At 54.8% G+C, this 13573-nt stretch carries 12 protein-coding genes; 9 read left to right on the top strand and 3 right to left on the bottom strand.

The features are described from left to right. Positions 1 to 325 precede the first annotated feature (325 nt). Positions 326 to 1450, top strand: coding sequence for an ROK family protein (locus DXXMK7_RS10775; protein ID WP_038919093.1), 1125 nt, complete (start codon positions 326 to 328; stop codon positions 1448 to 1450). A 49-nt stretch (positions 1451 to 1499) separates the two neighbouring features. Here the strand turns inward: DXXMK7_RS10775 and DXXMK7_RS10780 are convergent, their stop codons facing one another. Continuing rightward, a complete protein-coding gene (locus DXXMK7_RS10780; RefSeq protein ID WP_038920971.1) occupies positions 1500 to 2390 on the bottom strand; it encodes a LysR family transcriptional regulator in 891 nt (296 codons plus the stop codon). Positions 2391 to 2688: 298 nt separating this feature from the next. Here DXXMK7_RS10780 and DXXMK7_RS10785 point away from each other — a divergent pair, with 298 nt between their 5' ends. Further along, positions 2689 to 3195 (top strand): phenolic acid decarboxylase, encoded by a 507-nt coding sequence (locus tag DXXMK7_RS10785; RefSeq protein WP_038919094.1) that lies wholly within the window; start codon positions 2689 to 2691, stop codon positions 3193 to 3195. 212 nt (positions 3196 to 3407) lie between these two features. Continuing rightward, positions 3408 to 4685 (top strand): PTS ascorbate transporter subunit IIC, encoded by a 1278-nt coding sequence (locus DXXMK7_RS10790; RefSeq protein ID WP_038919095.1) that lies wholly within the window; start codon positions 3408 to 3410, stop codon positions 4683 to 4685. 81 nt (positions 4686 to 4766) lie between these two features. Here the strand turns inward: DXXMK7_RS10790 and DXXMK7_RS10795 are convergent, their stop codons facing one another. Both DXXMK7_RS10795 and DXXMK7_RS10800 read right to left on the bottom strand, forming a co-directional pair. Next, the gene (locus DXXMK7_RS10795; protein WP_038919096.1) at positions 4767 to 6725 is read right to left on the bottom strand and encodes a methyl-accepting chemotaxis protein; all 1959 of its coding nucleotides are present in this window, start codon (positions 6723 to 6725) and stop codon (positions 4767 to 4769) included. Positions 6726 to 6956: 231 nt separating this feature from the next. Beyond that, entirely contained in the window at positions 6957 to 7526 is a 570-nt protein-coding gene (locus tag DXXMK7_RS10800; RefSeq protein ID WP_038919097.1) for a hypothetical protein, read from the bottom strand. 33 nt (positions 7527 to 7559) lie between these two features. Here DXXMK7_RS10800 and DXXMK7_RS10805 point away from each other — a divergent pair, with 33 nt between their 5' ends. From DXXMK7_RS10805 to uspE, 6 genes are all read left to right on the top strand, one after another. Next, entirely contained in the window at positions 7560 to 7883 is a 324-nt protein-coding gene (locus tag DXXMK7_RS10805; protein WP_038919098.1) for a hypothetical protein, read from the top strand. 95 nt (positions 7884 to 7978) lie between these two features. Next, on the top strand, positions 7979 to 8503 hold the full coding sequence (sodC, locus tag DXXMK7_RS10810) for a superoxide dismutase family protein (RefSeq protein ID WP_038919100.1): 525 nt from the start codon (positions 7979 to 7981) through the stop codon (positions 8501 to 8503). 328 nt (positions 8504 to 8831) lie between these two features. After that, positions 8832 to 10775: a methyl-accepting chemotaxis protein gene (locus DXXMK7_RS10815; RefSeq protein WP_038919101.1), complete on the top strand. Its 1944-nt coding sequence runs from the start codon at positions 8832 to 8834 to the stop codon at positions 10773 to 10775. A 174-nt stretch (positions 10776 to 10949) separates the two neighbouring features. Continuing rightward, positions 10950 to 11489, top strand: coding sequence for a methylated-DNA--[protein]-cysteine S-methyltransferase (ogt, locus tag DXXMK7_RS10820; RefSeq protein WP_038919102.1), 540 nt, complete (start codon positions 10950 to 10952; stop codon positions 11487 to 11489). Between the two features lie 163 nt (positions 11490 to 11652). Next, the gene (gene fnr, locus DXXMK7_RS10825; RefSeq protein ID WP_022633602.1) at positions 11653 to 12405 is read left to right on the top strand and encodes a fumarate/nitrate reduction transcriptional regulator Fnr; all 753 of its coding nucleotides are present in this window, start codon (positions 11653 to 11655) and stop codon (positions 12403 to 12405) included. Positions 12406 to 12538: 133 nt separating this feature from the next. Further along, positions 12539 to 13504 carry a universal stress protein UspE gene (gene uspE, locus DXXMK7_RS10830; protein WP_038919103.1) on the top strand — a complete coding sequence of 322 codons (966 nt, stop codon included), beginning with the start codon at positions 12539 to 12541 and terminating at the stop codon, positions 13502 to 13504. The last annotated feature ends 69 nt before the right edge of the window (positions 13505 to 13573 follow it).

The raw sequence follows: 13573 nt of genomic DNA on the forward strand, positions 1-13573 counted from the left end.
CAGCAAGGTGAAAACGTCGTTAATTCAACTTATAATGCAGTATGCATAATAATAATGACAGATATGTTGCAAAGATGTAGTCAAAAGAAGAAGACTTAATTTATTGATATCAAGATAAATATATAAAAACATCCTGCAGATTCGTTTTCGATACGCTTATTTTGGGGTTGTATATCATGCATGGTGAAATTATCATTCGTTATGTTTAATAATTCACACGATATGCATTAGCGGCGACGCCTCGTTGGCGCTGATTTAACCGCACGATTTAGCGATATAAAAAGGATCGGCACACCATGAATACTCGCCCTGGAACCAGCATCTGATGCGGTCAATACTTCACGCTGACGAAAGCATTACCGTGAACGAACGTATGGTGCTGGACATTGTCCGCCGCCATCGGCACATCATGCGTTCGGCGGTGTCCCCACAGACCAACCTCACCCAACCGTCGGTACACCGCATCATCGACAGCCTGCTGGAACGCGGACTGCTGAGGCTGGGCGAAAGCGTCGTGCACGGACGCGGCAAACCCAGCCCGTCGCTGGAGCTGACGCCCGCCGCGCGCTACAGCATCGGCATTTCGGTAAATACCGATATGCTGGCGTTCTGCCTGTGCGATTTCAGTTGCCAGGTCGTGCATGAAGAAACGCTGGATATCGCGCTGGATGACCGCACGCGGGCGATGTTTGCGCTGAAAGACCGGGTGCGCAAGGCGCTGCAACGCTATGCCATTCCGGCGTCGGCCGTCGTCGGCATCGGGTTCGCCATCGCCGGTTATCTGATGGAAGAGAAACGGCTGTTCAATGCACCGGAACCGCTACGCGACTGGTCACTGGTGGATCTTAAAAGCGAGCTGGAAACCCTTTTCGATCTGGATGTCTGGACGGAGAACAACGCCACCACCGGCGCCATCGGCGAATCCGTGCTAGGCGCGGGGCTGCAATACCCCACCTTTGGCTACCTGTCGTTCAATTACGGGTTTGGCGCCGGCCTCATCCTCAATGGGCAGCCTTTTTCCGGCGCGTTCGGCAATGCCGGGGAGATCAGCCGTATTTATACCGAACAGGAATTTACCTCCCGCCCGGCGCTGGGCGAACTGCTCAAGCGGCTCAATGCGCGCGGGATCGATATCCAGCGGGTCAGCGCCCTGCGCCAGCAGTTCGACCCGCAATGGCCGGGCGTGGACGAGTGGGTGGCGGAAGTCAGGCCGTACCTGAACCGGGCGATTGACGCGTTGCGGGCGGTGATTGACCCGGCCGCTATCGTGTTTGGCGGCGAATTGCCGACGGCGCTGGGCGAGATGCTGCTCGACGTACCGCCGATCCAACAGCCGCCGCGTTACGGCCTCGCCGCCCACTATCCCCAGCTGTTGCTAAGCCGGATCCAGCACGACCCGTCGGTGATTGGCGCGGCGTTGATGCCGTTCAAAGCACGTTATTTCGCCTGACGGCCACTTGGTGTAAACCGCCGGTAAGTCAGAGTGACAACGTCACTTTTCAGACTGGCGCTGCCGCGGCCGTCAGCAACGTTACCAGAGTGGCGACCTCTGCGTCGCAGGGCTGTTTTTCTTCCTCCACCACCAGATACAACGGTGTGAAACGCCGCCCGCCCTGCGGCAGCGACAACGGTTTCAGTTCGCCGGAAGCCAGCCAGGGCGCGATGCGCGCCTCCGGCATCCAGCCATAACCGACGCCATGCATGACGGCTTCTATCGCGGCTTCGACCGTGGTGAACGTCCAGTTTTCGGCGCTGGCCGGCTTACGCAAACTGTCTTTTTGCTGTTGCCGGTCGATGATTTCAATCAGCGGATACGCTGCGAGATCCTGAAACGATAACGGCGCGGCTAGCCGGTGCAACGGATGTTCAGCCCGGGCGACGGCCACAAACGCCATTTCCATCAGTAGCCGCCCCCGGTTGATGCCCTCCCACGGTCGGGAAATCAGCCAGATATCCGCCTGATAATCCGCCAGTTGCGCCCGGCTTTCACTACGCAGCACCTCCATCAGATGCACCTGCGTATGCGGGTGGCGAGACTGAAAGGTGCGCAGCGCGCTAAACAGCATGGATTTAGGAAAAATACTGTCCACCACCAGATCGATTCTTGCGCGTCCGCCACGCCGTAGCACTTCCGCCCGCGACTCCAGCGCCTGAAAGGCGTTTAGCAACGGAATCACCTGCGCCAGCAATTGTTGCCCCTGCGCCGTCAGCACCGTTCTGCGCCCGGATGGCGCCAGCAGCGACACCCCCAGCCGCTCCTGCATCAACGACAATTGGTAACTGACCGAAGATTGACTGCGGTTGAACGCCTGCGCCGCCGGGGCAAAACCGCCCAGCTCCACCACCGCCTGCAACAGCGTCCATTGTTCCAGTGTGGTTTTCGTCAACATCATGCTTCAGCCCGCCTTTGTGTACCGAGTGTATCGTTCAGCCATCGCCTCAATTCATCTAATTATCGAATTAATTTGCGCTAAAAACAGCGTTATTCATCAATTTAATCTGCTTTTATACTTCCGTTAACAGCCTATCCCAATAGGCGCAATTGGCGTAGCCAGTTTGGACACGGGAAGCCGCGGAGAACCCGGAGCGTACACGGAGTACGTGAGGAGTTCGAGCACTGCCCAGGGCCAAAATGGCAAGTAAAATAGCCTATTGGGACAGGCTCTAAGTCAACAGAAGGAAAACAGTATGAGTAGCTTCGACAAACAGGATCTCAGCGGTTTTGTGGGAAAACATCTGGTCTACACCTACGACAACGGCTGGAATTACGAGATCTACGTGAAAAACGATCACACGCTGGATTACCGCATTCACAGCGGCATCGTGGGCAATCGCTGGGTGAAGGACCAACTGGTGTTTATCGCCCGCGTCGCCCGCGACGTTTACAAAGTGTCCTGGACGGAACCGACCGGCACCGACGTGAGCCTGATCATCAATCTGGGCGATCGGATTTTCCACGGCACCATTTTCTTCCCCCGTTGGGTCATCAATAACCCGGAAAAAACCGTCTGCTTCCAGAACGATCACATTCCGCTGATGGAGTCTTATCGTGCGGCAGGACCGGCCTACCCGACTGAAGTGATTGACGAATTCGCCACCATTACCTTTGTGCGCGACTGCGGCGAAGACGATAACAACGTTATCAATTGCCCGGCCAGCGACCTGCCGGACAATTTCCCGCAGAATCTGCGTTAAGTCACCCTGCGGCGGGCCGCCCGGTTCGCCGTCTCTTTTCCCCAGCCGTACCGCATTCATACCACCGCTATACGCCTGCGCCGGGCAAAATCAGACATCATCAAATTGAAGTGGAACGCCGTTTTGAAAAATGCAAAAATCACCCGTTCCGCGTGAATACGGCCCGTTTTCACGCTTTACAGAATAACCGTTAACTTTATGGATGAAGAAATATGGATATTTTGCTTAGTCTGGTCAAAACCCCGGCGGTGATTATCGCCATCGTGGCGTTTCTCGGGTTGCTGTTTCAGCGCGCCCCGCTTTCCCGCCTGATTACCGGCACCTTTCTGTCTTTTATCGGTTTTACCATGATAAAAATTGGCGGCAGCATTCTGATGAAAGTGCTGACCGCCTTCAGTTCGCTGTTTTCTCACGCCTTCGATATTGTCGGCGTGGTGCCCAGCAATGAGGCCATCATGGCGGCGACCATTGACAAAATTGGCGCGACCGCCGCGCTGATCCTGTTGTTCGCCATGGTGCTGAATATTCTGTTGGCCCGATTTACCCGGTTGAAATACATCTACCTGTCGCTACATCTGGTGCTGTTCATGGCCTTTGCCTTTACCGCGGTACTGATTCAGCTCAATTACAGCAATACCACCATCATTGTGGTGTCCTCGCTGTTGATCGGCGTTTACATGGCCGCGTCGCCCTATATTCTCAGCCGATTCAGCCGCACCATCATCGGCTCCAACGAATACGCCATTTCCCATGCCGCCATCTCGTCCTATGTGTTGGGGTCGTATATGGGAAAATGGTTCGGCAACAAAAACAGCGACACCGAACATCTGACGCTCAGTCAACGCTTCGACTTTCTCCGCGAACCGAATGTGGCCACGCTGTTGACCATGCTGGTGCTGTTGCTGCTTTCCTGCCTGTTCGCCACCCGGCCGCAAATCAGGGACGCGATGGTGATGGTGTACGGCGCGGGCGCTGCGGATAAAAACGTGGTGATTTTCATTCTGGAACAGTCCGCCACCTTCGCCTGCGGTCTTTATCTGGCCAAGGCCGGCGTGAACCTGTTCACGGCTGAAATCGTGCCGGCGTTCAAGGGCTTCGCCAATGTGTTCGCTCCCGGCGCCATTCCGGCGGTCGATGTGATGGTGCTGTTTACCAAAGCGCCCAACGCCACACTGATCGGCTTTCTGATCAGTTTCTCGGTGGAGCTGGTGTGCATTCTGCTGTTCCCGCTGATTGGGCTGCCGATTATCGTGCCCGGCATCATGGCCAGTTTTATCACCGGCGGCGCCGCCGCCATTTTCGGCAACGCCACCGGCGGCGTGCGCGGCGCGGTGATCGCCAGCAGCCTGAATGGTCTGCTGCTGTGCGTGCTGCCGGCGCTGACATTGCCGTTGTTTTCGCATCTTGGCGCGCAGGGCGTCACGTTCGCCGACCCGGATTTCACGCTGCCGGCGCTGATTCTGGATCGTCTGCTGCGCTGGTTTAACTGACGTATTGTTCAGCCCATCCCAAAACACAACGGCAGGCCACCAGGGCCTGCCGTTTTTCTCTGTCATACCGAATACGTCGGCTCAGAAAGTCGTCCAGTTATCCGCTGACGAACTGTCTGAACGACCGGCGGGCAACGCGGCGGGACGAGCGCTGCGATCCGCTATCTGCGCTCTGCTGTCCGCCATGCGCGGGCGAGCGGCGAGCGCCGGCTCATCCTGTGGCGACAGGCGGAATACCGACACCAGCCGCGACAACTTCGCCGCCTCATCTTCCAACGAATTCGACGCCGCAGACGATTCATGCACCATTGAGGCGTTCTGCTGAATGGTGGTATCCATTTCCGATACCGCCGCGCCTATTTGCGCGATGCCGCGGCTCTGTTCATCCGACGCCGAAGCGATTTCGCCCATGATGTCATGTACCCGTTTGACGGATGCCATAATGTCATCCATCGCGCTCCCTGCGTCCGACACCAGCACCGTCCCGGTATTCACCCGGGTCACCGATTCTGAAATCAGCCCTTCAATCTCTTTGGCCGCCTGGGAACTGCGCTGCGCCAGATTACGTACCTCGCCGGCCACCACCGCAAAACCGCGCCCCTGTTCCCCTGCGCGCGCCGCTTCCACCGCGGCGTTCAGCGCCAGGATATTGGTCTGGAACGCAATGCTGTTGATGACGGTGGTAATATCGGAAATCTTTTTCGAACTACCGGAAATATCATCCATGGTCTGGATCACCTTGTGGATGATCTCGCCGCCCCGATTGGCGTTACCGGAAGCCTGCTCGGAAATCTGGCTGGCATGCCGGGCATTGTCGGCGTTGTTTTTCACCGTGGCGGTCAACTGCTCCATGCTGGCGGCGGTTTCAACGATCGCCGACGACTGCTGTTCAGTACGCGACGACAGGTCATTGTTGCCGGCGGCGATATCCGAAGAGGCTTTCGCCACGCTGTAGACGCTGTGCCGGATATCGGCGATCAGCTGACGCAATTTTTCAGTCATCGACATCATCGCCAGCGTCAGTTGCCCCAGCTCATCATGACGTTCCACCACCACACTGGCCGACAGATCGCCGCCGGCGATCTTCTCCGCCAGTTTCAGGTTGGCGATCACCGGTCGGGTAATCTGGCGGGTAACCGACCAGGCAATGAATAGCCCCAGCACTACAGCGGCGATGCCGGAAATGACCGTCTGGAACACCGAGTTATTGATAATATCGTTGTTACGAACGCCGATTTTTTTGAGAATGCCATCGATATCGCTAATCAGTTTATCGCCGGTCGCCCTGAGCGCGGAATCAGTCGTTCTCAACTGATTAACCTTGTCGTTGTATTTCACTCCACTCTGGTTATAGCGTTCAATTCGGTTACCGAGTTCGCCGACGCTATTTTTAGCCTCCGCAGGGAGCAATCCATTCAGGGTGTCGAAGGATTTTTTCGCCTGATCATACCCCCCCTGCATCGATTTAAACGCCGCTTCGCTGCCTTCCTTTTGCAACAGATGCACTTTATCCACCAGCTGTGCGTAGAGCACGGTGGTTTGATGGTACTGACGCAACAGAGTGGTATCGCTTAAACTGGTGTAAAGCGCATCGCTCAGGGCTTCTTTCTGGTCAAGCGCGGCGATCTCTTTGGTGACATCGTTCATGCCGTCAACACTGTTTTTGACACGATCGATATTTTTGGCGTATTCCGTAAAGTCCTGCGCCACATTGCTAAAATCGCTCTGATAAGTCGCATCCCAACGCAGCGCGTTGGCTTTTTCATTTAGCTGACGAGCCTGTTCAAGGTATTTATTCAGGTTGTTGAGGTTGTCATTATTGAGCGTATACGTGAATTTAATACGAGCAATTCGGGTAAGATCAATAAAGTTTCCCATTTCATTCATGATCGAACTTTTGACATACAAATCCTGAATCATGAAAAAACGGACCGAGCTGAAGGCCGACGCCAAAATAACCAGCAGCAGCACAAGGCCAAATCCGCCATACATCTTGTGAGAGATCTTTAGATTTCGCACATAATTCCCAAACACACTCATCCTTGCTTCTCCGACTGGGTGGAAGGCGCCGTGATAAAGGCGACAGATATTTTTACTTATCGGAATAAAATGGTGTTTTTTTAGCAAAATTGGGTGACAGAAATCACATTTCGTGCAAAACAATGCTTTATTTCAATCAAAAATGATTGGTTGTCATCATCAGCACCGTGATTCTCAACAAAACAAGCCCCTGCCGGAAGGCAAGGGCTGAGCAGTCGGGCAAAAATGTGGTTATTTTGCCGCCAGTAGATTTTTCCCAATCGCCAGCGCCACGCTGGCCTGACGCTGCTGCGCCGGCTCAAACAATTTGTTGTCCACCAGCGTCACCGGCTGGATTTCAACGATACGGCCTTTAACCACGGCAGAGCACAGCGAATGCACCACCTGGTCATTCAGAATGGTCAACAGGCAACGGAATTTGGGTGAGCCATCAGCAACCAGATCCTTTTTTTCCGGCCGGATGCGTTGGCGCAGCATCTCTTTTTCGGAACTGGCGACCACGGCATCCAGTTCACTGTCGCCAGCCACCGCCTGCCCGTTTGCCAACGGCGGCGTATAAATGGTGACCAGCGCCTTACGCTTGGTTGCGGTATCCACATATTCCGCCTGTACCGAATGCTCTTTCGCATCCACCTCCACCCTCTGCCGTTTCAAACCATCGACAACCGTCGGTAGTGCATCGGCCAGTTGTTGCGAGGTATAGCCGGCGATCAGATCCGGATTGCTGTTGTCGGCAAAACCATAGAGCGGCATAGCCAGTAACAAACCGCACAGTCCTTTCGTTATCACGCCCTTACTCATTTTCTTCTCTCCTTATACGCCTGATTTTTTGATATGAACCATCCCCTGATAACACTATATATCGAATTGTTTTTTTATCAGTGTGATAGCGTCAATTTTTACCGCAATTCGGTTGTTCCGAAACGCTATCGCCGATTCGGCGCGACGATCGGTAATCCGCCGTTCGGCTTTTTCCCGACGCTTCCCCTTTCTTACCCTGTTCAACCCGACATGCACGTCAGCGACGAAACCGAAACCCAGAGCCGTCTATACACGCCTTTTGCCGCGCCGCTGCGGGCAAATCGCGAAGCAAAAAGTGACAACGTCACCATAAAGACTGGCGCGCCGTACCACGGCAACTATAGTTTTGTTGGGTGACCCGACACCACTCAGTCCTCTGCATGGCCGCCGGTTGCGCGGCGCAGTGAACCAACACGCTGAAAACCCATGACAATGGCAAAGAAGGGAACATCATGAAACTGAAAGCATTGATTCTGTCCAGCCTGTTCGTCAGCGCGATAGCCGGCGCCGCCAGCACCACGGTAACGCTAAAAGAAGCGTTGCCAACCGGAGACGGCAACACGCTTGGCGATATCACCATCACCGAAACAGAATACGGTCTGCTGTTCAGCCCCAATCTGAAAGGATTGCCGCCTGGCATCCACGGCTTCCACGTGCATGCCAACGCCAGCTGTGCGCCGGGCGAGCAGAACGGCAACAAGGTGCCGGCATTGGCGGCCGGCGGCCATCTGGATCCACAAAAAACCGGTCGACACCTTGGCCCTTACAACGACAAAGGACATATTGGCGACCTGCCAGGGCTGGTGGTTAATGCCGACGGCACCGCCAGTTATGAATTACTGGCGCCGCGGTTGAAGTCGCTGTCGGAGGTGAAAGAACACGCGCTGATGATTCACACCGGCGGCGATAACTACGCGGATACGCCGAAAGAGCTGGGCGGCGGCGGTATGCGTATCGCCTGCGGCGTTATCCACTAACATTTTGTCAGTTGATGCGGCCGAAGACAGACGGCTGCATCGCTGACTTCCACACCATTTCCTGACGCCTGATGTTTGCACTGAAGCGTGGAGAACACGAAAATCATTAGAATATATAAACTGTTCCGATAAGTTATGAATGTTCTGCCGCCGATATATCGGCCGATAACAAGCCACTACTGGTCGATGTGATCCCGTACACGGAAATGAGTTTCTTGCTTGTTCTGGTGGTAGTGGGTGATCGGGATCACCCACTGACCTGACGGCATTTCGTAGGATGATTTGGGTTTCCCATTAAATTAATTTAAATATAGGGAGTGGGAATATCATGTCATCTTTCCTGAGCCATATCACAATTCCGGGTTTAAAAAGGAACCGCCCTGCACGCGGGGCCTATCGCTGTGATGCTTTGCCCACTTCGCTGTCGACCCTCGGGTTACCGTCAAAACCGGGGTTACTGCTGGTATTTGTGCCGCCTGAAGCCAATTTCTCGGAGGTTAATCGCGCCTGGCAACGTTTTTCCGCCCCTCATCGCACCGTCATCACCCTCTCGTCCACCGGCGCATTATGCAGTCAGCGACATCACTCCACTTACTGTGACATGGATGGTCCGTATGGCAGTTGGCTGTGGATGCCCCAGTCGCTGATCGCCAAACATGAGGTGCATCTGGTGGATCTGCACATGCATGACAAACCCAATGCCCGCGTCAGGAACGATGCCATCAGGCGGGAACTGGAGCGCCTGGACGTCAGTATGCCGCTCTCCTCGGATAACACGTTTGCGCTGATTTATTGCGATGGCCTGGCCGCGTCGGAAGGGTTTCTGATGCAAGCCTGGTATGCCTGTCGCCGTTTCCCCTGCCTGACTATTGGCGGCGCGGCGGGCGGGCGGCTGGATTTCAGCGGAACCTACATCGGTGCGGATAACGCGGTGTTGCAGGGAAAAGCGGTGATCGTGTTCTGCCAGATGGCGCCCGGTAAGTCCTTTGCGCCGTTCAAGAGCCAGAACTTTACCCCGACGAAACAAAGCTGGCTGGTGGCGGAGGCCGACCCCGTCGCCCGCACGGTTAAATCCGTCTTTGACGCCAACGGTCATGAGCAGCCAATCATTGAGGCGATCGCCTCATGTTTACGTTGTCCGCCCGACCAGGTCGGCCAGCATCTGACAGGAAAAACCTTTGCGGTTAAAGTTAATGACGAATACTTCGTCCGCTCTGTCGCATCGATTAAAGAAGACCGCATTGCGTTTTTCTGCGATCTGGAGTTTGGCGACCGTCTGTATCTTATGCAGTCAACGGATTTTATCGCCACGACAGAGCGGGACTGGCAACAGTTCATGTCGCAATACGGCAAGCCGGATCTTGTCCTGCTCAACGACTGCGTATTACGCCGGGCCGGCAACACCAATCTGGAACAGGCCCATTTTTTTGATCAGATCCCCGCGGCGGGTTTTTCCAGTTTTGGTGAAATTCTGGGCGTGCCGATTAACCAGACGCTATCGGCGCTGGCATTTTTCAGTCGTGACGTTAAAGCGATGACGCATTTCCCGGTCGAATACGCCGCGTACGCCGGCCACTACGCCCAGCGCGCGTTGCGACGCTGGGAAGCCCTGCACGACATTCAGTCTACCGTGGTCAAGCAAGTAGTCGATTACGAGCAGGCGCTGGCGCCATTGTTAACGGCCATGCCGCAACTGGAGCAGGCGACGTTACGGCAAAGCGAGACGCTGGATGTGGCCCAAACCAGTATTCGCGCGATTAGCGACTCCGCTTCGAAGACACAGGAAGCACAGTCCCGGCTTGAAACCGGCCTCAACGATCTGGAGCGTATTTCAAAAGGCATCAGTCATATCACCAGCGGCATTAACGCCATTGCGGATAAAACCAATCTGCTGGCGCTGAATGCGGCGGTGGAAGCCGCGCGCGCCGGCGAGGCGGGCCGGGGATTCGCCGTGGTCGCCGACGAAGTGCGCAAACTGGCCAGCTCATCCAAAGAGCAGGTGGACGCCACCACTCACAGCATCAACGAAGCCGTCGAAACCATCGCGCATATCCGCGCCATTGCACAACAGACGGTAACGACGACAGCACAGATGGCGGATAAAAGCATCTCGGCGGCGAATCAAATCGCCGACATGAGCGCTGAAACAGACAGGGACCGGGCCAATATGACCGCCAACCTGAGCAATCTGAAGGATCTCGCCAGGGGCATGGATGCCATGCAGGATGCCGTCAACCAGTTGACTACTCTGCAAAAACTCGCCTCTTCCTAAACCAGCCGACAGCCGGAGGCGGCAGCCTTTTCCCCCCCGCCGCCGCCGCGTTTTCCTGAAAAAATCATGCAGTTTTTATGTGACAGACGGCGCTATTAAAGCGACAATGCTGACCACGCTTAAATCAGGTTATAGCGTCATCTTAATTGACCGACGTTTCACAACACGATATCCATGCAGACATTTTTATTTGACACGCTATCTACGCCCATCGGGGAATTATTATTGATTGCCGATGAAAATTATCACCTTAGGGCAGTGGAATGGCGTGAATATGAAGAAAAATTATATCAATCTCTGAATAAGCGTTATCGCCACGATCCGTTCGTGTTAAAAGCCTGTAATAATCCTGGTGGATTAACCGATACTCTGCGCGCCTATTTCGCCGGCGACCTGCATAGCATAGAAACGCTGCCGGTAGCCGCCGCCGGGACGGATTTTCAGCGCCAGGTATGGCAGGCGCTTCGCACTATATCCTGCGGTAGTACAACCACTTACGGCGAGCTGGCCGCCAGACTCGGCCAACCGGGCGCCGCCCGCGCCGTCGGTCTGGCTAATGGCGCCAACCCGATCAGCATCGTGGTTCCCTGCCATCGGGTTATCGGTGCGCAAGGCGCGCTCACCGGTTATGCCGGCGGCATTCATCGCAAACAATGGTTATTAACTCACGAAGGGTATTTGCCGCAGCAAAATTTATTCAATACCGACCATTAACTTACCGTGGATGGCGTGTCGCCAGGGTAAAAAATCCGAATGTGATGGTAAAAATATTAATAAGCTCACTATTTATTGGTCAGTTCCAGAGATAGCGGATCTTATCAGACCCAATAAAAGCTGTTAAAATTGACCGATATCAATTATCGCCTGAGTAAAGTCTATGATTCCTGAAAAGCGAATAATCCGACGCATTCAGTCTGGCGGTTGTGCAATCCATTGTCAGGACTGCAGCATCAGCCAACTGTGTATTCCTTTCACGCTGAACGAGCATGAACTTGACCAGCTCGACAACATCATCGAAAGGAAGAAACCCATCCAGAAAGGGCAAGCGTTGTTCAAGGCCGGTGATGAACTGAAATCGCTGTACGCCATCCGCTCAGGCACCATCAAAAGCTACACCATCACCGAGCAGGGTGATGAACAGATCACCGGTTTCCATCTGGCGGGCGATCTGGTCGGGTTTGACGCCATCGGCAACGCCCAGCATCCCAGCTTCGCTCAGGCGCTGGAAACCTCCATGGTGTGCGAGATCCCGTTTGAAACGCTGGACGATCTGTCCGGTAAGATGCCCAATCTGCGTCAGCAGATGATGCGGCTGATGAGCGGCGAAATCCGTGGCGATCAGGACATGATCCTGCTGTTGTCAAAGAAAAACGCCGAAGAGCGTCTGGCGGCGTTCATCTACAACCTGTCCCGCCGTTTCGCTCAGCGCGGCTTCTCGCCCCGCGAATTTCGCCTGACCATGACCCGTGGCGATATCGGCAACTATCTTGGCCTGACGGTGGAAACCATCAGTCGCCTGCTCGGCCGTTTCCAGAAAAGCGGCATGCTGGCGGTAAAAGGCAAATACATCACTATCGAAAATATCGAGACGCTGGCCGAGCTGGCCGGTACTTCACGTAGCAAAGCGTAACACCGCCTTCCCCTGACCGGATCAATGATTGCTCTGAATTGTCGATCCGGTCTTCATCACCAGTTGTTCAAAGCGATTTCCTTGCGTTACTCTTAACGGGCAGGCTGCAGAGTGACAGCCAACAGGAGGAGCTATGGCGAAGTATCAGAACTTACTGGTAGCTATTGACCCCAATCAGGATGACCAGCCCGCGTTGCGACGGGCCGTTTATCTGGTCCAGCGACTTGGTGGCCGTATCAAGGCGTTTTTGCCTATCTACGACTTTTCCTACGAAATGACCACCCTGCTCTCTCCGGATGAAAGAACCGAGATGAGACAAGGGGTTATCGCCCAACGAACCGAATGGATTGCGGAACAGTGTAAATACTATCTTGATGCGGGAATCGCTATTGATATCAAGGTGGTCTGGCATAACAAACCTTATGAAGCCATTATTCAGGAGGTGATTGCCGGGAAACACGACTTATTGCTCAAAATGGCTCATCAGCACGACCGGCTGGAAGCGGTGATTTTCACCCCAACCGACTGGCAGCTGTTGCGTAAATGCCCCTGCCCGGTGTGGATGGTGAAAGATCAGCCGTGGCCGGAAGACGGCCGTGCGCTGGTGGCGGTCAATCTGGCCAGCGAAGACCCGTATCACGATCCGCTCAATATCAAACTGGTGTCGGAAGCGTTGGATCTGGCTCGTCAGGTCAATCAGACCGAAGTTCATCTGGTGGGCGCCTACCCGGTCACGCCCATCAATATCGCCATCGAATTGCCGGATTTCGACCCCGGTGTTTACAACGGCGCCATTCGTGGTCAGCACCTGCTGGCGATGAAATCGCTGCGACAGAAATTCAACCTGGACGAACGTGTAACCCATGTGGAGAAGGGACTGCCGGAAGAGGTCATTCCCGATCTGGCAGAGCATTTGCAGGCTGGCGTGGTGGTACTGGGCTCGCTGGGGCGCACCGGTTTGTCCGCTGCGTTTATCGGCAACACGGTGGAACATGTCATTGACCACCTGAAGTGCGACCTGCTGGCTATCAAACCGGACGATTTCGTCTCGCCGGTAACCCAGCAGGGAGAAGCCGACAATCCAGATGAAAACGCCTGACGTCCGTCGCGTATACCACCAAATGACAACGGGGGCCAGACGGCCCCCGTTGTGTTCCTGCAACCGACC

Source organism: Dickeya sp. MK7 (assembly GCF_000406305.1).
Taxonomy (GTDB): Bacteria; Pseudomonadota; Gammaproteobacteria; order Enterobacterales; family Enterobacteriaceae; genus Dickeya; species Dickeya fangzhongdai.